Here is a 20,333-nt window from a genome sequence, read left to right on the forward strand (position 1 = left end):
GTCAGCGGAGCTGGTGGACGTCGGTGATCGGGCGACCGTTGACGGAGACGTTGTCGAAGCTCAGCGCCGCGTGCTGCACGGTGCTGGGTGCGTCCACGGTGAAACTGCAGTCGATCAGCCGGAAGTCCTCGATCGGTGAACGCCGGTAGCCGCGCAGCATCAAGGCGTTGCGAGCCCGCTCGACCTTGATGCCGCGCAGCTCCACGTTGCGCACGTACGGCGTGAGCGGCCCGGTGTCACCCTCACCGCGGAAGAAGTTGCACTGGACAACCTCCTTGGTGAGGTTGGAGATCGTCAGGTCCTTCAGATAGACGTTCTCCGCGAAGCCGCCGCGAATCGCGTTGGTCTTGATGTACAGACCGAAGTACAGGCTCGGACCGCCGATCGTGCAGTCGCGGACGAACACGTTGCGGATCCCGCCGGTCAGGTCGGACCCGAGAGTGATCGCGCCGTACTTGACCCGCATCACGCACTGCTCGATCAGGACGTCCTCGGTCGGTACGTTCACCAGCAGCCCGTCCGCCTCGCGGCCGGACTTGAGCGCGACACAGTCGTCGCCGGCGTCGAACGTGCAGCCGCGGATCACCACCGAGCGGCACGACTCGAGGTCGACGCCGTCGTTGTTCGGACCCTGGCTGTCGATGACGACGTCCTGCACAGTCACGTTCCGGCACAGCACCGGATGGACCTGCCAGAACGGCGACCGGACTATCGTCACGCCTTCGATCAGCACGTTCGTGCATTCGTACGGCTGGATGAAGCTCGACCGCAGGTGGTGCCCGCCGCCGTACACCCGCTCCGTCACAGGGATGCCGAACGCCGCCTGCTGGCGCAGCTGTCCGAAGTCCTCGTCACAGGTGTGGAACCAGCCCCACCAGTTGTCCCAGCCGGCCTGGCCGTCCAGCGTGCCCGTGCCGGAGATCGCGATGTCGGTGCACCCATTGGCGTAGATCAGCGGCGAATAGTTGTAGACCTCGAGCCCTTCGTACCGCGTCTTGACGACCGGCAGGTACTGCATCGGATCGGTGCTGAACAACAACGTCGCGCCGTCGGACACGTGCAGGTTCACCCCGGACCGCAGGTGGATCGTGCCGGTGTGCCAGCTCCCGGGAGGTACGACGACCCGGCCGCCGCCGGCCTCGTGACACGCGCGGATGGCGTGGGCGAGGCCGGCGGTCGCGTTCTCCGGCGTCGCGCCGTACTCCGTGATCGGGAAGTCGCGATCGGGGAAGACTGGCGGTCGGACGTCGGCCAGGATCCGGTCGGCGCCCGACCAGCCGTCCGTCACAGCAGTTGCGCCGGGTCGGTGATCTTCTGGCCGTTGACGGTGAAGTTGCGGAACGACATGTCGACGTCCTGGATCTCACTGACGTCGTCGATGCTGGTGAACGTGCAGTCGATCAACCGGAAGTCCTGGATCGGCGAGCGCGGGTAGCCGAACATCGAGAACGCGTTGCGGGCGTGGCCGACGGTGATGTTGCGCAGTTCGACGTTGCGTACCCGTGGCGTCAGCGGACCGGTGTCGCCCTCGCTGCGGTAGAAGTTGCAGGAGACCACCTCTTTGGTGAGGTTGGAGATCTGCAGGTTGTCGAGGTAGATGTTCTCGGCGTAACCGCCGCGGACCGAGTTGGTCTTGATGTACAGACCGAAGTACAGGTTCGGGCTGCCGACCGTGCAGTTGCGGACGAACACGTTGCGCACGCCACCGGTCATCTCGCTGCCGATGGTGATCGCGCCGTACCGGATGTTCAGCGTGCAGTTCTCGATCAGGATGTTCTCCGACGGCACGTTCACCCGCAGGCCGTCGGCGCCGCGGCCGGACTTGATCGCGATGCAGTCGTCGCCGCAGTCCAGGACGCAGTCGCGGATCACGACGTACTGCGAGGACTCGGGGTCGATGCCGTCGTTGTTGGGACCACGGCTGTCGATGTGGACGCCGCGCACGGTGATGTTGCGCGACAGCACGGGGTGGATCTCCCAGAACGGCGACCGCAGGATCGTCACGTCCTCGATCAGCACGTTCCGGCAGGACTGGGTCTCGATGAACGCGGCGCGCAGGAAGTGGCCGGCGCCGAACACACGATCCTTCACCGGTACGCCGTCCTCGGCCATCTGCTGCAGGGCCTGCGCGTCCGGGCTCGATGGACCGACCCAGGACCACCAGTCGTCCCAGGTCGCACCGCCGTCGAGCGTGCCGGTGCCGGTGACAGCGATGTTTTCGCAGTCGCGGGCGTAGATGAGCGGCGAGTAGTTCATGCACTCCGCGCCCTCGAAGCGGGTCAGTACGACCGGCAGGTACTGCGCCGGATCAGTGCTGAACAGGAGCGTCGCGCCGTCCGACACGTGCAGGTTGACGTTGGACTTCAGGTGGATCGCGCCGGTGCTGAAGGTTCCGGCCGGTACGACGACCCGTCCGCCACCGGAGCGGTGACATGCGTCGATCGCCTTCGCGATGGCAGCCGTCGCATCGGTCGTGCCGTCTGCGATCGCGCCGAAGGCCGTGATCAGGAAGTCGCGGGGGCGGAAGCGCGGAGGGCGGGTGTGGCGGAGGATGTCGCCGACGTGACCCCAGCCGGGGCCGGTGTCGGGACCGGCTGCTGCCTCACCGGTGCCGAGGAAGGCGGCGCCGGTCGGTGCGAGTGCGGCTCCGGCACCGAGCCTGAGGAAGTTCTTGCGGCTGAGCTTGTCCATCGAGAGGCTCCTTCAGTTGTCCACGCGGGTGCCGTTGATCCAGACCTGGTCGAGTCGCAGCCCTTCGACGTCCTGGATCACGTTCTCCTCGCTCATCGCGTCGAAGCGGCAGTCGTGCAGCCGGATGTCGCGGAGCGGGTCGTCGGGCAGTCCGAGCAGGTTCAGCGCCCGCGGCGCCGTGGCGGCGGTGAGTTGGCTGATGCTGATGCCGTGCACGTCCGGCGGGTAGGCGCCGGTGGTGACGTTGGCGTAGTTGAGCACGATCTCGATCACCGAGTCCGCGGCCTGCCCGACCGTCACCCGGCGTACGTCGATGTTCGCGATCGTGCCGCCGCGGTCGGGATTGCTCTTGATCCGGATCGCGCGCTCCAGCCGCGGGCTGCTCATCGTGCAGTCGCGGACGAAGATGTCCATGATGCCGCCGCTGGTCTCGCTGCCCGCCGTCACGCCGCCGTTCCCGTCGGCCATCTCGCAGTCGCGGACGACGGCGTACCGCGTCGGCACGTTCACCCGCCGGCCGTCAGCGTCCTTGCCGGACTTGAACGCGATGCAGTCGTCGCCGGTGGAGATCGTGCAGCCCTCGATCAGGGCGTCGGTGCACGACTCGGGATCGATGCCGTCGTTGTTCGGCCCGTTCGGGCTGTCGACGACCACGTCCCGGATGGTCACGTTGCGGCAGAGCACCGGGTGGATGTTCCACATCGGCGAGTCCTTGACCGTGATGCCGTCGAGCAGCACGTTCGTGCAGCGGTTGAACTGCAGCAGGTTCGGCCGGAGGTAGTGCCCGGCGCCGAACACCCGCTCCTTCACGGGTACGCCGGCCGCCGCCAGCTGGATGAGCAGTGTCTTGTCGGGCGACTCGTTCGGCGGCGGACCACCGGTCCAGTCCCACCAGTGCGTGTCGTCTGCCCGGCCATCGAGAACACCGCTGCCGGTGACCGCGATGTCGCGCTGTCCGTAGGCGTAGACGAAGGGGGAGTAGTTGTAGCACTCCGTCCCCTCGTAGCGCGTTGCCACCACGGGCAGGTACGCCGCCGGGTCCTGGCTGAACGCCAACCGCGACCCGGCAGCCAGGTGCAGGTCGACCCGACTGAGCAGGTGGACGGCGCCGGTGCGGAAGTTGCCGGCCGGTACGACGACGTGGCCGCCGCCGTGCCGGTGACACGTCTCGATGGCGGCCCGGATCGCCGCCGTACAGTCGGTCGAATCGTCGCCGACCGCGCCGAAGTCGGTCACGTCGTACCACCGATCACGGAAGCGCGGTGGACGGATCCGGCGCAGGATCGCGTCGACCTGGGGATCCGGGGACGGTCGGCCGGCGGCGGCCGGGGCGGTACCTCCGCCGACGATCGCGAGCGCTCCGCCGGCCAACAGGAGAGTACGGCGACGAACTGGGGCGGACATGCTCAGCCTCCTCGAGACGCAGTGCAGAGTGCAAACGATTGCAACCGATCGTGCCGTCGTCGGCCCGTGGTGTCAACGGCTGGCGCGGACGAACTCTTGACCGGCCCGGAATCTCTTGGATACTTGCGGGCAAAGGTTTGCCCGCACAGCTCGAACGGAAGGTGCCGCCCATGCATCCCACTCGCCGTCAGATCCTCGGCGCCGGCCTAGGTGGAGTAGTTGCTGCAGGCATCGGAGTACCCGCGCTCGCCTCCGGCGCCGGTCCCGAGCAGGCCGTTCGGGCGCGGATCCGGCCGCCGCGATTCCGTGACGCGTGGTTCCCGATCACGTCCTACGGCGCCACGCCGGCGGATGCGACCGCCGGGATCAACGCGGCGATCCGGGCCTGTCACGAGTCCGGCGGCGGCCATGTCGTCGTACCTCCGGGTGTCTGGCACACCGGAGCGATCCAGTTGCTGAGCCGGGTCGACCTGCATCTGCAGCGCGGTTCGACGCTCCGGTTCAGCACCGACCCGGCCGCCTACCTCCCCGTCGTCCGGACCCGGTGGCAGAGCGTGGAGGTCTACAACTACTCGTCGCTGATCCGGGCGGAGGGCCAGACCGACATCGGCATCACCGGTGCGGGTGTCCTCGACGGCGCGGGGGACAACGAACACTGGTGGTACCTGATCGGCAGTGGTCAGTACGGCTGGCACACCGGCCTGCCGAACCAGCGCGAGGACTGGGGCGAGCTGGAGCGGATGAACAACGAGCAGGTCCCGGTCGAGCAGCGCGTCTTCGGTGCCGGCCACTACCTCCGGCCGAGTTTCATCCAGCCCTTCCGGTGCACGAACGTGCTGATCGAGGGCGTGACCGTGCTCAACTCGCCGATGTGGACGATCCATCCACTGGAGTGCCACAACGTCACCGTGCAGGGCGTGACAGTGCGCAACCTCGGCCCGAACGGCGACGGCTGTGACCCGGAGTCGTGCACCGACGTCCTGATCCGCGACTGCACGTTCGAGACGCACGACGACTGCATCGCGATCAAGTCCGGCCGGGACGCCGACGGCCGGCGGCTCGGTCTGCCCTCGCGCGGGATCCTGATCGAGGACTGCACCTTCGTCAGCGGCGGTGCCGCGGTCGCGATCGGCAGCGAGATGAGCGGCGGGGTCGAGGACGTCTGGGTACGCCGCCTGCACATGCCGGCCGACCCGGCCGCGGAGGAGGCGTACGTCCAGTGGGTGCTGTGCGTGAAGTCGACCTCGACGCGCGGCGGGTATGTACGCAACGTGGACTTGTCCGACGTGGACTCCCGCGCGTGGATGTATCGTCCCCTCGAGATCACCTTCAGCTACCAGGGTGGTGGCGACCAGTCGCTGTTCCCCGACGTCCGCGACATCCGGTTCGACCGGGTCCGGGTGACCCGGGCCGAACGGGCGTATCGCATGGTAGGAGCAGAGACGCAGCGGATTCGTTCCGTGGCGATCACGAACAGCACGTTCGACCAGGTCGCGGCGGAAGCTGTCGTACAGTACGCCGACGATGTGACGATCCGGAACGTCTGGATCGCGGGCACGAGGGTGGGGTGACGAAACCCCGCCCCGCAGAGGTGAGAGGTGAGTGGTGGCGGAGCGGGTTCGGCTGATCGACGTGGCGCGCGAGGCGGGCACGTCGGTGTCCACGGTGTCGCGGGCGCTGAACGGTTCCGACCTGATCTCTCCCGAGGTCGTCGCGCACGTGCGGGCGGTGGCCGGAGAACTGGGCTATCGCGCCGACAAGCGGGCGCAGGAGTTCAAGCTGGGCCGGCCGTTGACGGTCGGCGTGACCGTGCCGGACCTGACGAACCCGTTCTTCTCCGAGGTTCTCAAGGGCCTGGCGGCGTCGGCGCGGGCCGGCGGCTACCGGCTGCTGATCGGGGAGAGCGGCGAGGATCCGGCCGAGGAGCTGCGGCTGGTCGAGGAACTGGTCGACCACTCCGGTGCGCTCGTGCTCTGCAGTTCGCGCCTGACCCGCGCCGGCCTGGAGAAGGCGCTCGCCCTGCCGGTGCCGGTGGTGTGCATCAACCGGACCGTGAAGAACGCGGGCGCGGTCGCGATCGACTACCGGGCAGCGAGCCGGCTGCTGCTCGAACATCTCACCGGTCTAGGCCACCGCAGAGTCCTGTACGTCGGCGGTCCGGCGTCCTCGTGGTCCGACGGTGAACGCCGCCGGACGTTGCGTCGTACTGCGCGATCCCTCGATGTCACGCTGGACGAGATGGACGGCGGCTGGGCCGGGAACCACGGGTACGACGCCGGGCCGACCGTGCTGAGCAGTCGCGCGACCGCGGTGATCACGTTCAACGACCTGGTCGGCGTCGGGCTGCTCAGCTGGATGCACGACAACGACGTCGACGTCCCGGCCGAGTTGTCGGTCGCGTCGTACGACGACATCCCGATCGCCGCGTACGCACGGCCGCCGCTCACGTCGTTGCGGAATGAGCGGGCTCGGCTGGGGGAGTTGGCCTGGGAGCAACTCGCCACGCGCCTGGCCGGGAATGACTGGCCGCGGCCGGATCTGCTCACGCCGGAGCTGGTGATCCGGGCCAGCACCGGTCCGGCGCGTCGCCGGGCCCGGATCCGTACCAGCTGAACTCCCTGCGCGGGACTCCCTGCCTTTGTTTCCTTGCGTGCAAACGATTGCACAGGGATCGCGGCATGAGTTAGCGTCTACTCATGCTGCCGCCACGTGTTGTGCTCGGGACGGCCTACTACCCCGAATACCTGCCGCGGGAAGCCGGCGACCGGATCGGCACCGATCTGGAGCTGATGACGGCGGCCGGTATCACCGCCATCCGGGTCGGTGAGTCGGTCTGGTCGACCTGGGAACCACGAGACGGCGTGTTCGACCTCGAGTGGATCCTGCCTGTGCTCGACGCGGCCGGTGAGCGCGGGATCGACGTCGTACTCGGGACTCCGACGTACGCCGTACCGCCATGGCTGCAGCGTGCTCATCCGGAGATCGCGGCTGAGCGCCGTACCGGGGAGCGGGTGCCGTGGGGTATCCGCCAGGAGGTGGACTTCGGGCAGCCGGCGTTCCGGTTCCACGCGGAGCGGGTGATCCGGCGGATCGTCGGGCGGTATCGCGACCATCCGGCCGTGATCGGCTACCAGGTCGACAACGAGCCCGGGGTGCTGCTCGCGCACAACTCGGCGGCGTTCTCGACGTTCGTTGCTCGCTTGCGGGCGACCTATGGCGAGGTCGAGGCGCTCAACGCGGCCTGGGGACTGACGTACTGGTCGCATCGGCTGAGCGACTGGTCCGAGCTGTGGCGACCGGACGGGAACAGTACGCCGTCGTACGACCTGGCGTGGCGACGGTTCCAGGCGGAGCGGACGACCGAGTTCATCGGGTGGCAGGCGGAGTTGGTTCGGGAACTGCGGCGGCCGGAGCAGTTCGTGACGACCTGCCTGGCCTACGATCGGCCCGCGGTGGCCGACGTACCGCTGACGTCGCGGCTGGACGTTGCGGCGGGCAACATCTATGTAGACGTGCAGGATGGTCTGGAGCGGCCGGCGCGACCGTCGCGACTCGAGGTCGGGTGGATCGGGCGGAGCGTCGCGGAGCTGTTTCTGGCGGCGGACCGCCTGCACGGGTCGCGCGGCGAGCCGTTCCTCGTCACCGAGACGAATGCGACGTCGATCGGTGGTTCGCATCAGAACCGGCCGCCGTACGACGGTCAGCTGCGGCAGCTCGCGTGGGCGTTCGTGTCGCGTGGCGCGCGGATGGTCGAGTACTGGCATTGGCACTCGATCCACCACGGTGCGGAGACGTTCTGGGGTGGAATCCTCGGCCACGACCTGCAACCGGGCCGGGTGTACGACGAGATCGCGGTGATCGGGGACGAACTGGCGCGGGCCGGATCGTCGGTCGTCGGGCTGCGGCCCGACGTCGATGTGGCTGTCGTGTGGTCGGTTGAGAGCGATTGGGCGCTCCAATTCCAACCGCCGCTCGCGCATGCGGGTGGTGCGCCGGACAGGTCGTCGTACCGGACGATCGTCAGCGCCTTCTACACCGGCATCCTGGACGCCGGCCTACGCCCCGGCGTCCTACCCGTCGAGCACCTTGGCGACGATCCCGCGGCCCTGGTCGCGCAGTACCCGACCCTCGTGGTCGCCGCGCTTTACATCGCGTCGGATCGACAACTGGAGGTCTTACGCGAGTACGCCCGAGCCGGCGGCCACCTGATCATCGGCCCACGCACCGGCTACGCGGATCCGGAGGCTCGCCCCCGCCCCGAGCCCGCCCCACCTCGCCTGGCCGAGGCAGCCGGCCTCCACTACCAGGAATACGAGAACCTCGCCGAAGACCTACCGGTCAGCGGCCTCGAAGGACACGCCACGCGCTGGGCGGAGACACTGCTCGTCGACGACGCCGATCCGGTCGCGTGGTTCACCCATCCCGCCGGCGACCAACGACCGATCGTCACCACCAAGAGCTGGGGAGAGGGTCGCGTGACCTACGTCGGCACCGTCCCGGACCCGGCTCTTGCAAGAGCGATCGCGTCCCTGCCCGCCCGCTCCTGTCCCACCGACGGCGATGCCTCCCCTGTGCCCGCTACCTCCACCGACCGTGCCGCGGGCGCAGGCTCGCCGTGGAGTGAAGTGCCGGAGGCTGTGACCGCTTTGTCTGCGGTCAACGGGGTGGGGGAGCGGTTGTGGTTCGTGCACAACTGGTCCAGAACGGCGGTGGTTGTTGAAGCACCGGCGGACATGGTTGATGTGCTGGGTGGGGGCCTGGTGGCGCGGGTCGAGTTGGGGGCTTGGGATGTTCGGGTGTTGCGGGAGGGGCCGGCATGACTCCGTACTACGAGGATTTGGCGCCGGGGAGCGGATGCCGGGAGCCACGGGCCTGGTTGAGGTCTTCGCGGCCGCACGTGTGTCTCAACGGGCGGTGGGAGTTCAAGTTGTGGAGTGGTCCGGCTGAAGCGCCGGCGGATGTGATGCGGGCCGACGTGGACGTGGACTGGGATGAGTTGGAAGTCCCGGGGCATTGGGTGCTGCAGGGGCATGACCGGCCTCGGTACACGAACACCGCGTTCCCGTTCCCGATCGACCCGCCGCGGACGCCGGAGGCGAACCCGACCGGCGACCACCGTCGCTGGTTCGACCTCGCGGACGACTGGCCTCGAGCTGGCGCCGTACTCCGCTTCGAAGGCGTCGACTCCTGCTTCAAGGTCTGGCTCAACGAGACCGAGGTCGGAACGGCGAAGGGCAGCCGGCTCCCGAGCGAGTTCGACGTTGGCGAGCTGTTGCAGCCGGGGCGGAACCTGCTGGTGGTGAGAGTGCACCAGTGGTCGTCGGGCAGCTACCTCGAGGACCAGGACATGTGGTGGCTGCCGGGGATCTTCCGCGACGTGACGCTGCTCAGCCGGCCGCTCATCGGCGACGTGTTCGTCCACGCCGACTACGACCACCTGACCGGCGCCGGCACGGTGCGAGTCGACGTCGAACCGTCGTCCGCGCAGATCACGATCCCTGAGCTCGGGCTCGAACTGCGATCAGCCGAGAGCGTCACGATCCCACGTGTTGAGCCATGGACGGCCGAAGGACCGCGCCTGTACGACGCCCAGGTCGCAGTCGACGGCGAGACCGTGGACCTGCGGATCGGTTTCCGCACCGTCGCGATGACCGACGGGCTGCTCACAGTCAACGGGGAGCCGCTGTTCTTGCGCGGAGTGAACCGTCACGAGCACGACGAATGCCGCGGGCGGGCGATGACGGTCGAGGCGATGCGGCAGGACCTGGTGCTGATGAAGCAGCACAACGTCAACGCGGTCCGTACGGCGCACTATCCGCCGCATCCCGCCTTCCTCGACCTGTGCGACGAGCTCGGGCTGTGGGTGATCGACGAGTGCGACATCGAGACCCACGGCTTCATCTACACCGACTGGCGCGGCAACCCGGCCGACGATCCGGACTGGGCGCCGATGATGCTGGACCGGATGCGCCGGATGGTGGAGCGCGACAAGAACCATCCGAGCGTGATCGTCTGGTCGCTGGCCAACGAGAGCCACCGCGGCCGGAACTTCGGCACGCTCGCCGAGTGGACGCGCGAGCGCGATCCCGGGCGCGCGGTGTTCTACGAGCGGGACCGCAGCTACGAGTTCTCCGACTTCTACAGCCTGATGTACACGCCGCTCGAGGATCTCGAAGCGATCGGCACCCGGACCGAGGACGTGCCGCCGGAGACCGAGGACGACCCCGAGTTGGAGACCCGCCGCCGTGGGTTGCCGTTCCTGCTCGCGGAGTACGCCCATGCCATGGGCAACGGTCCCGGTGGGCTGGCCGACTACCAGCGTGTCCTCGAGCGGTACCCGCGACTCCAGGGCGGGTTCGTCTGGGAGTGGATCGACCACGGTCTGCTGTTGCCCGGAGCAACCGACCATGTGTACGGCGGCGACTTCGGTGAGCGGGTCCACGGCGCCAACTTCTGCATCGACGGGCTCCTGTTTCCCGACCGCACTCCGTCACCCGGGCTGGCCGAATACAAGAAGGTCATCGAACCCGTCCGGATCACCGGTCCCGATCCCCTCACCATCCACAACCTCCGAACCTTCGCCTCCCTCGACGACCTGGAGTTCGTGTGGTCGGAGGAGGTGGACGGTGAGGAAGTCAACTCCGGCCGCCTGGAGGTGCCCGAGCTGCAGGCAGGATCCACCGTCGACCTGCAGCCACCGGTCGACCTGCATCCACCGGTCGAGATGCATGCCCCGGCCGAGGTGCGTACGCCGGTTCGGCGCTGTGCGGACGGGGTGCCGGTGGTGGCGCCGGGTGGTGAGCGGTGGTTGACGGTGCGGGCGGTGCTGGCGAAGGACGAGGCGTGGGCCGCCGCCAGACACGAGGTCGCTTGGGCCCAGTTCCGCCTGGACGGCGGAAGTGCGGAGGACCAGCACGGTGCGCGGAGCCCGGCCCAGCCGGAGCGGGTTGTGTCGGGCGGGGTGGAGCCGCGGCGGGTCGTGCCGACCGGGGTGCATCCGGAGCGGGTTGTGTCGGGTGGGGGTGGAGGGCTGGTTGTTCTCGGGGTGGGGGAGTTTGAGCGGAGTAGTGGTCGGCTGGTTCGGCTTGGGGGGATCGAGGTTGACGGGCCAGAGCTGGACTTGTGGCGGGCGCCGACGGACAACGACTGCGGGCAAGGTGGTCGGAACGGCGTTGTAGGGGAGTGGCGGGCGGCTGGGTTGGATCGGCTGTTGCATCGCGTGGACGGCGTCGAGGTTGGAGAGCAGGAACTCGTCGTGCGGACCCGGGTAGCCCCCGACGGGCTTGGGGTCGGGGTACGGGCGACGTACCGGTGGACTCTCCACGATGCGTTGCGGCTGACGGTTGAGGTGGAGCCTGAGGGCGAGTGGAGTGGTACGGCGGTGACGCCGCGGTGCGGGAGTTGGCCGCGGGTCGGGGTACGGATGGCGGTCCCGGGCAACCTGGACACAGTCCGATGGTTCGGAGGCGGGCCGGGAGAGGCGTACGCCGACAGTCGGGAGGCTGCCCGAGTCGGGCGGTACACCAGCACGGTCGACGAGTTGCAGACGCCGTACGTCGTACCGCAGGAGAACGGATCGCGGATCGACGTGCGCTGGGCAGAACTGACCGATGCCCAGGGCAACGGCCTGCGGGTTGAGGGAGCGCCGTACTTCCAGCTCACCGCCCGCCGGTGGACGACCGAGGATCTCGAACGCGCCCACCACCGCTCCGACCTGACCCCGCGCGACCACGTCTACCTCAACCTCGACCTGGCCCAGAACGGGCTCGGCTCCGCGTCCTGCGGTCCACCCGCGACCCCGCAGCACACCCTCGAGCCGGCGCCATACACCTTCACCCTCACGTTCCATCAATTCGGTCGCAGCCCCGAACACGCTGTGGGACGATCGGACGCATGATCATGAACTTCTTCCGACTGAGCTAGCTCCCCGCTGGCCAGTCCGAGGCTGTAGCGGTCGTGTTCGACACGACCGGCCCGAGGCCGGCGATGCGGGAGCGGACCACCTGGCCGCTCCCGACCGCTGACCGGGAGACCTTTCATGCGATCTGCGCGCAGAGTCGCGGCAGAATCGATCACCCAAGCCCTCCGCACCGGTTCGCAGCCGGTGGTCCTCCTGCGAACCGTCACGGGCTTGGAGCAACTGGCGGCCGAGGAGTTGGCCACGGCCGGCCACCGGGTGATCGACCTGTCCAAACGACAACTCATCGTCGAGCCCACCGCGGCGACGATCATCACCAGCCCACCACGCCTGGCCGACGACCTGTTCGTCGTCCAGGCCGCCGTTCCCGATCCGGGGCGCACCAAGCAGGATCTCGCAGCGGCCGTCACCGAAGCCTGCGCACAGCTGACTCACGATGCGGGGGACTTCGCGGTGACAGCGTCGTCCCTGGGCCGGCGCAACCACAACCGGTTCGACATCGAGGACCTGGCCGGCGGACTTATCCAGGAGCTGTCCGGCGCCAGGTACCACTCGCGCCGTGCCGGCGAGGCTCCGCCGGTCGAGCGGACGGAGTGGCGGGTCATCCTCGACGGCAAGACGCTGTGGATCGGCGTCCGGCCGTACGACGTCCCGTTGCACCGCCGCGTCTGGCGCCAGCAGACGGTCACCGGCAGCCTGCATCCGCCGGTGGCCGCCGCGATGGCCCGGCTGGCACGCATCACCCCGGGGCGCAGGGTCCTTGATCCGTTCTGTGGTGCGGGGACGCTGCTTCTCGAAGCACAGGCCATCGAGCCAGGAGCGATGTACCGCGGGATCGATCGGGAGGCGATCGCCGTCGCGGCCGCGCGGATGAACTCGCCGCGCGACTCTGCCGTCGTCTGGCGCACCGGCGACGCGGCACGACTCGACGGTCCGGTGGATCGCATCCTCACGAATCCACCCTGGGACGTCCGCTTGGGGATCGGAAGCTTCACGCCGTACCTGGCGCAATGGCGCGAGATCCTCGCGCCGGACGGGCTGGTGGTCGCGATCCTGAACCACCAACAGGCGGCCAGGATGATCGGGGATGCCGCCTGGCGGGTCATCGACGTGTACGACGTCGCTGTCGCCGGGCAGCATCCCCGGATCGTCGTGGCTAGCGTGGGGTGACGAAGGTGATGTAGGTCGAGTTGCCCTTGTCAACGATCCCGGAGTTGGCCCCGAGCGCCAGCTGCCCGGCCGGTACGTCGCGCTTGAACAGGATGAGCCGTTGATCGGTCGTGCCAACGGTCTCGCCGGTCCGGGTGAACGAGCTGAGCCATCCCGGCCACCAGTTGCCCTCGCCCCTTGGGTCGAAGGCGACGTACACAGTGGCCGGCTGGCTCAGATCCAGCGTGACGTAGTCCGTGGGACCGGTCGCCTTCGAGTCGTCGTTGGCGCCCGGTACCAACGCCCGCCCGGTCAGCTGCGTCGGTAGATCGGTGATCGTGTAGCTGCGATCCACATAGATCGGCGCGCCGGTCTGAGCCTTCACGAGGTTCGACAGCTTCTCCGGCGTCCGCACACTGACCAGATCGCTGAGCAGCGGCGGCTCACTCGCAGGTACGCCGAGCATCCGGTTGCCGACCGTCTTCACCGCGTTGGCCGGCGCACCGGTCAACGGCACGAACCGGAACGACGACAACGGCACAGTCACCCGCTCCACGACGTACGACGCATGCGCAGCCACCGGGACCGTCAAGACGTCAGCAGTCGTCGGCGCCACGACAGCCCGGCCGTGATCATCGATCACACGCACCTGCTGACCGGGCCAAGGGTTGCGCACCCGAAGCGTGTCCTTGCTTCCGGCTTCGATCCCGACCAGATCCGGTACGCCGCCGCGCACCTCGGTGCTGATCCGGTGACCGCCCTCGATCTGCACCGACCCGGACACGTCCCAGTCGCTCGGCCACGCCGGCGCGACGTCGACGACACCGTCGTACGACTGCACCAGTGCCTCCTGCAGACCGGTGGTCACGACCCCGCCCCACTCGTTGTAGAAGCTGTGGTTGCGCACCGCTTCCTGACCCGGCCGGTGGACGGTGAAGCCGTTCGGATAGATCTGGAAGTCCGCAATCCCCTTCAGCAGAAGGCGCTTCACCTCATCCGACTGTCCCAGACGCGCGGCCCACGTGGCATCCATCCCCCAGTCCTTGTCCTGCGGATAGACCCGCTGCCGGTACGTCGCCTGCATCAGACCAGAGGTCTCGTCGAACAGACCCCACGGCCAGAGTGCCTCCATCTCCGGGTTCTGCGTGTTGTGCGCCTCTTCATCGGTGCCGGACCATGCGAGTACCTCCTCGCCACCACGCTGCACGGTCCGGAACGGCGGCAGTTTCCCGACCGCGTCACGCAGCTGACCGGCGAACGCCCCATCACCTCGCGCCGAGGCGAGGTCGGCAACGATCGGAAAGATCACCCGCATCCCGGCGAGGTCCGGTGCGGGGTCGTTGGTGTCCCACTGCACCTCGAGTGCGTTCACGTGCTCGAGATGCAGGTAGCCGTCCTCACCTGGTGTCAGCGCCGACAGGTAGAAGTCCGCGACGTCCCGCATCAACGGGTAGCTGCGGTCGAGCAGCGCCCGGTCGCCGGTGTAGCGGTACTGCTGCCAGATGTTGTTCACCAGTTCGGCCCCGCTGCTCAGGATGCGGGTCGTGTAGTTCGGCTCGGACGTGTTGTCACAGCCGTCCGCGGTCCCGTCGTACCGCAGGAACTCGGGCACGCAGATCCCGCGCGCGCCGGTCCAGTGCGTGCGGGTCCACTCCTTCATCGCCGCGGCCTGGTCGAGATAGAAGTCGAAGTACGGCGCGTTGAGATCGCCGATGCCCGCACCGAGATTCGCGGACACGAGCATGCGCAGGTTGAAGTGCCAGTACGCATCCTGATCCCAGTCGGCCTGGTCCTGGGACGACGAGAACATCCGGACCACGGCGCCATGGGTGCTCGGCACCGGGCCACGCATCGACGCGGCCATCGTGTAGAGCTGCAGCGTGCGGAGGTTCTCGACGTACTCGCCGGTGCCGTCGGCGGACGTGATCCGCATCGGCGCCGCCTTGGCCCAGTAGTCATGCCACCACGCGAGATGGTTGCTGTGCGACTCGACCACCGCGTGGCGAGCGGCCGCCTTCACATCGCCGCCTTTGTACGACGGTACGCCGACGACGAGCCGGAAGCTGCCGTCGCGATTGGGCCGGAAGGTGAGCCGGACCGTCAGCGGGTCGACCACGGTCGCGGACACGTCCCGGGCCCGCGCGGTCAGTGCGGCGACCGCTCCGGTGACACCTCCGGATGCGTCGTCCTTGAAGGTCTCTGCCAGCGCTGCGACCGCACCGGCCGCGCTGGTGGTCGGCGTACGACCCGGCCAGAGCTTGAGATCAGCGGTCTGCGTCTTGCCGGGATCGGCACCGGTGACCTCGAGCACGAACTGGTCGGCATCGGCGCGCACGTACGAGCGCGCCGACATCCCGCCACCGCTCTGGACGAGCTGGCCGTCGTACAACGCCAACCGGCCCTTGTAGTCGGACGCGCGCATCAGCGGATCGAGACCGGGTACGACGAGCCGGCCGGCGGACTTGAGATCGGGGAAGGTGTCGACCCGGTTGAGCTGGGCGCTGAAGCCCTTCTCGGCCCAGACCGCGGCACCGAGGACGCCGTTGCCGAGTGGCATGGCCTGGTATGCACGCCAGGCCGGTCCTTCCTGGACGAGATCGGATCGAGCGACGAGGCCGGCCGGATCGGTGCGCAGGGCACCGTCGTGCCAGGCGGTGGCCGGGCGGGGTTCGGTCTGGGGGTTCGGGCCGGCCGCGGCGAGCGAACCGGTGCTGGTGGCGAGCAGCGTGACGAGTATGGGCAGGGTCCATCGACCAACAGGCATGCTGGAACCTTTCGGGGCGGTGACGACGGGTCAGGGGCGCGGCTCGACGAAGTAGTCGACGCCCCGCCGGGTGCGGAACTCGACGACGCCGTCCTCGGGTCGCGCGAAGGCGACCGGACCGGCGCTGGACTTCACGTCGACCCGTACGCCGGTGCGCAGCCGCAGCCGGTTGCCCAGCAGCGAATGAATGCGAGCCCGGGTGAGCTTGCCCTCGGACCAGGACAGATCCAGGTCGAAGCCGCCACGAGCCCGCAGGCCGCGGATCCGTCCATCCGCGAAGGCGGCGGGCAGGCAGGGAAGAAGAGCGACCTCGCCGGAGTGGCTCTGCATGAGCATCTCGGTGATACCGGAGATGCCGCCGAAGTTGCCGTCGATCTGGAACGGTGGGTGCAGGTCGAACAGGTTCGGCGCGGTACGTCCGGGAGCGAGGAGCTGCGTGAGGTGCTTGTATGCGTTGTCCGCTTCGAGCAACCGGGCACGCAGGTTCAGCTTCCAGGCCAGCGACCAGCCGGCCGTGACCGCAGGACCGCGCAGTTCCAGCGACTTCCGGGCCGCATCGGCGAGCTCCGGCGTACGGCGCGGGGTGACCTGGTCGCTCGGGAACACGGCCCACAGGTGTGAGACATGTCGACTCGTCTCCATCGCGGCCTCCTCCCAGTCGATCAGCCACTCCTGGATCTGGCCGAGATAGCCGATCTGGATCGGCGCCAGCCGGGACCGTGCCTCGGCCACCTGCGCGGCCATCGCCGAGTCCTTGCCGAGCAGCGCGGCGGCCTGGCCGAACACCTTGAACAGGTCGTGCAGGATCTCGGTGTCCATCGTCGGGCCCGCGCACATGCTGACGCCGACGTTGTCGTAGTCGTGGTGCTTCAGCTCGGGTGAGTGCGACGGGCTGGTCACCAGCCAGCCCGTCTTGGCGTCGGTCTGCAACTGGTCCACGAAGAACTCCACCGACCCGCGCAGCACCGGGTAGTACTGCCGCAGCATCTCCAGGTCGCCGGTGTACTCGTACCGCTCCCAGAACAGCAGCGACAACCACGCGCCCCCGGTCGGCCAGACACCGTAGAACGCGAAGTCGACCGGAGCCGTGCCTCGCCACCCGTCGGTGTTGTGGTGCGCGACCCACCCGGGAGCGTCGTACATCGTTGCGGCCGTCCGGGCCCCGGACTCGGCGAGCTCGGAGATCATCTGGAACAGCGGATCCCAGCATTCCGCGAGGTTGGCCGGCCCGGCCGGCCAGTAGTTCATCTCGCAGTTGATGTTCAGCGTGAACTTCGACTGCCACTCCGGCAGCATCTTGTAGCTCCAGATGCCCTGGAGGTTGGCCGGTTGCCCGGGGCTGCGTGAGCTGGAGATCAGCAGATACCGGCCGAACTGGTAGTACAACGCGGCCAGTTGCGGGTCACCGCCGTCGCGGAACGCCTGCACCCGTTGGTCGGTCGGCAGCGCGACCGCGTCCGACGTACCGAGATCGATGTCCAGACGCCCGAACAGCCGGCGGTAGTCCTCGACGTGGTCGTGCCGCAGCCGCCCGTACGCCGGACGCTCCTCGGGCAGCGGTGCTACGGCGCGCGCCACCTGGTCGGCGCTGACGTCCTGGTAGTTGCGGTAGCTGGTGCCAACCGAGAAGACCAGCGTGACCGCGTCCGCGCCGGCGACCGAGAGTTTGCCATCGGCAACAGTCGTCGAACCACCCTCGGCGAAGGCACGGAGGAGCGCGCAGAACTTGACCGAGCCGGTCAAGCCCTCGGCGTCGCCGCTGATGCCGTTGAGCGCCAGCGTGCGGTCGTCGAAGCGGTCGGCGGTTGCGGCCTGTTCGGTGCTGAAGCTCGCGTCGAAGGTGAGTGTGGCGCGCGTGTCTGCCGTCAAACGCATCACCAGGACTTGCGCCGGATGACTGACGAAGACCTCGCGCGTGTAGCGGACGCCGGCATGGACGTAGGTGACAGAGGTGATCGCGGTGGTCAGGTCAAGGTCGCGTCGATAGGAGGAGACACCGGTGTCGGTGATGCCGGGGAAGGTCAGCGTCAGGTTGCCGACCGGCTGGTACTGCATCTGCTCGGTCGGGCGGCCCATGAAGTGCTCGTCGGCGAGGTTCTGCGCGTCGAGGTACTTCTCCTCGGCGATCAGCCGGCGGATCTCCGGCAGCACCTCGCGCCCGACCGGGTCGTCGTACTGGTGCGGGCCGCCGGCCCAGATCGAGTCCTCGTTGAGTTGCAGTTGCTCGGTCGCGGTCCCGCCGTACACCATCGCGCCGAGGCGGCCGTTGCCGACGGCAAGTGCTTGGAGCCATTCGGTGGCGGGCTGGGTGTACCAGAGTTTCAGCGGATTGGTGTCGCTGCCTGGAGTCGGCGGGGCGGCAGCGGCCGCGGCCGCGAGCGGATCGGTGAGTGCGCCGGCGACGACAGCGGTGCCGGCCGCGGCGCCGGCGGTCCGCAGGACCTGGCGTCGGGTGTATTCGGTCATGGGGCGGTCTCCCTGGGGCGGTAGGTGCGCTGGGCGGTGCCGCGGAACACGTCGTTGTGCGTGGCGGAGGGGAGCAGGTCAGCGGTACGGCGGACAACCTCGGAACGGCCGGCCGACAGGGTGCACACGGGCCAGTCCGAACCGAACATCAACCGGTCGCTGCCGAACAGATCGAGGGCGACGTCGACGAGCTCGGCGAGGTCGTCGGGCGGCAGGTGGGCGGTCCCGGAGAGCTTCACGGTCACGTTCGGGCACTCGGCGAGAGCTTGGAGGCCGGTGCGCCAGGTGGCGTCGGCGGTCGTGGGGTTGCCGAGATGGTCGAGCACCAGGCGTGCCTCGGGTACGACGGAAGCGAGTCGGGCGGCGCCGATCAGGGCGGGTGGGCGGAGGAGGAGGTCGATGGCGAGACCGGCGTCGGTGGCGGCTCGCACCCCGCGGACATGCGCGGGATCGGTCAGGGCATCGGGGTCGGTCTGGTCGGCCGGTGGGCTCCGGATGCCGACCAGCCGGGGGTCGCCCGGCAGATCGGCCGGCAGGTTGCGGAGGTCGAACCACCCGACGACGCCGGCCACCGAAGGTGTGGTGGCCGCGAGATCGAGCAGGTCGTGGACCTCGGCGGGGTCGGCGTCGGCCTGGACGAGCACCAGGCCGGGGAGCCGACCGTCGGACTGGCCGGGAGGCCGGTCGGCGGACAGATCGGCGAGAGTGAAGTCGCGGCGGAGGGGATGACCAGTGGGCAGCCACGGGAGGGCGCGCCGTGCGGTGTCCCACACGTGCACGTGGGCATCAATCATGGCGGCCCGCGGGTCTGGTGATGGAGCTTTCGCCGCGGGCGTGGGCAGAGAAGAGGCGGGCGGAGTCCTCGGGGTCGGTGCCGGACAGCACCTCGATCAGGTCGAGATGCCGCCGCGCCATCAGGCCCCAGTCGCCGGCGTACATGGCGTTGGAGACCACCTGCAGGTTCCACAGGGCGGGCTCGAGAGTGCGCCAGACGCGCAGCAGCATCGAGTTGCCGCTGGTCGCCAGGACTTGCCGGTGGAAGCGCAGGTCGGCCTCCCGGAACGCGCCGATGTCGTGGTGATCGGCGGCGTCGGTCATCCGCTGCACCTCGATCCGCAGCAGGTCCAGCTCTGCCTGCGGGACGTTCCCGGTCGCACGCCGGGCGGCCGCGCTCTCCAGCAGCACCCGGACCTCGCGCGCCTCGCGGGCCTCGACCTGCGAGATCTCGGTGACGAAGTTCCCCAGCCGCGGCCGGTACGTCACCAGTCCCTCGTGGGCGAGGCGCCGTACGGCCTCCCGGGCGGGTGTCTGGCTGGTGCCGAGGACGCGGGCGATCTCGGACTCGACCACGCGCATGCCAGGGGCCAGTTCGCCGGACAGGATCCAGCCGCGGATCGCCTCGTAGACACGATCGGACAGCAGCTCGTTCTCACTCGACGGCGGGGGAGCGGGTTGCGTCGCGTGCAACGCCAGCCCGCCGCCGCCGGTGCGATGCCGGTGCAACTCCTCGCGGCGACGGCGCGAGACGGTCGACTGCGAGACGCCGTACGTCGCCGCAATCTCGCGCGTCGACGGCAGGTGTCCGGAATCGGCCATCGATGTTGTCGCCACCGCGCCGAGCTGGATCCGGTCGACCATCCGGGGCCGGCCGCTGCGCATGCCGTCGTCGAGACCGGCCATCCCCATCCGCAGGAACCGCCGCCGCCACTTGCCGACCGTGCCCGGAGTGACCGCGAGCAGGTCCGCGACGTCCTTGTTCGACTCGCCCTCCGCGCAGGCGAGCACGATCCGGCTGCGCAGGCGCATTGCTGCACTGGTCTGGGGACCGGAGGCAAGATGGGTCAGCGCGGCCCGCTCGGCCGACGACAGGGTCAGCGGCGATTTGGGTCTTCCGGCATCGGGCATGGCTGCATGGTGACCCCGCTCACGTCGTTCTGTCGA

The 20,333-nt window shown here is 68.8% G+C and carries 12 protein-coding genes; 5 read left to right on the plus strand and 7 right to left on the minus strand.

From position 1 onward, the window contains the following. Position 1: 1 nt before the first annotated feature. From ACGFH6_RS40335 to ACGFH6_RS40345, 3 genes are read right to left on the minus strand one after another with little or no spacing between them, the layout of a single operon-like run. The gene (locus ACGFH6_RS40335) at positions 2-1,288 is read right to left on the minus strand and encodes a glycoside hydrolase family 28 protein (RefSeq protein ID WP_393395641.1); all 1,287 of its coding nucleotides are present in this window, start codon (positions 1,286-1,288) and stop codon (positions 2-4) included. After that, entirely contained in the window at positions 1,285-2,691 is a 1,407-nt protein-coding gene (locus tag ACGFH6_RS40340) for a glycoside hydrolase family 28 protein (RefSeq protein ID WP_393395644.1), read from the minus strand. Before ACGFH6_RS40340 ends, ACGFH6_RS40335 begins: the two co-directional genes overlap by 4 nt. Before the next feature lie 12 nt (positions 2,692-2,703). Beyond that, entirely contained in the window at positions 2,704-4,095 is a 1,392-nt protein-coding gene (locus ACGFH6_RS40345; RefSeq protein ID WP_393395648.1) for a glycoside hydrolase family 28 protein, read from the minus strand. 170 nt (positions 4,096-4,265) lie between these two features. Between ACGFH6_RS40345 and ACGFH6_RS40350 the strand changes: the two genes are divergently transcribed. The 5 genes from ACGFH6_RS40350 (at position 4,266) to ACGFH6_RS40370 (ending at position 13,183) form a co-directional block, all read left to right on the plus strand. Then, a complete protein-coding gene (locus tag ACGFH6_RS40350; protein WP_393395651.1) occupies positions 4,266-5,666 on the plus strand; it encodes a glycoside hydrolase family 28 protein in 1,401 nt (466 codons plus the stop codon). A 34-nt stretch (positions 5,667-5,700) separates the two neighbouring features. Next, entirely contained in the window at positions 5,701-6,708 is a 1,008-nt protein-coding gene (locus ACGFH6_RS40355; protein WP_393395654.1) for a LacI family DNA-binding transcriptional regulator, read from the plus strand. Positions 6,709-6,791: 83 nt separating this feature from the next. Then, positions 6,792-8,915: a beta-galactosidase gene (locus tag ACGFH6_RS40360; protein ID WP_393395657.1), complete on the plus strand. Its 2,124-nt coding sequence runs from the start codon at positions 6,792-6,794 to the stop codon at positions 8,913-8,915. Beyond that, entirely contained in the window at positions 8,912-11,992 is a 3,081-nt protein-coding gene (locus ACGFH6_RS40365) for a glycoside hydrolase family 2 TIM barrel-domain containing protein (RefSeq protein WP_393395660.1), read from the plus strand. Before ACGFH6_RS40360 ends, ACGFH6_RS40365 begins: the two co-directional genes overlap by 4 nt. Positions 11,993-12,133: 141 nt before the next feature. Continuing rightward, positions 12,134-13,183: a methyltransferase gene (locus ACGFH6_RS40370; RefSeq protein ID WP_393395663.1), complete on the plus strand. Its 1,050-nt coding sequence runs from the start codon at positions 12,134-12,136 to the stop codon at positions 13,181-13,183. Here ACGFH6_RS40370 and ACGFH6_RS40375 read toward each other — a convergent pair. From ACGFH6_RS40375 to ACGFH6_RS40390, 4 genes are read right to left on the minus strand one after another with little or no spacing between them, the layout of a single operon-like run. Continuing rightward, positions 13,170-15,926, minus strand: a complete 2,757-nt coding sequence (locus tag ACGFH6_RS40375; protein ID WP_393395666.1) for a hypothetical protein — start codon at positions 15,924-15,926, stop codon at positions 13,170-13,172. The genes ACGFH6_RS40370 and ACGFH6_RS40375 overlap by 14 nt on opposite strands. Before the next feature lie 30 nt (positions 15,927-15,956). Then, a complete protein-coding gene (locus ACGFH6_RS40380) occupies positions 15,957-18,392 on the minus strand; it encodes a glycoside hydrolase N-terminal domain-containing protein (protein WP_393395669.1) in 2,436 nt (811 codons plus the stop codon). Next, the gene (locus tag ACGFH6_RS40385; protein ID WP_393395672.1) at positions 18,389-19,186 is read right to left on the minus strand and encodes an amidohydrolase family protein; all 798 of its coding nucleotides are present in this window, start codon (positions 19,184-19,186) and stop codon (positions 18,389-18,391) included. The genes ACGFH6_RS40380 and ACGFH6_RS40385 overlap by 4 nt, the downstream gene beginning before the upstream one ends. Beyond that, positions 19,179-20,297 (minus strand): GntR family transcriptional regulator, encoded by a 1,119-nt coding sequence (locus tag ACGFH6_RS40390; protein WP_360440191.1) that lies wholly within the window; start codon positions 20,295-20,297, stop codon positions 19,179-19,181. Before ACGFH6_RS40390 ends, ACGFH6_RS40385 begins: the two co-directional genes overlap by 8 nt. Positions 20,298-20,333: the final 36 nt, after the last annotated feature.

The sequence above is a fragment of the Kribbella sp. NPDC049227 genome (assembly GCF_043197265.1).
GTDB lineage: Bacteria > Actinomycetota > Actinomycetes > Propionibacteriales > Kribbellaceae > Kribbella.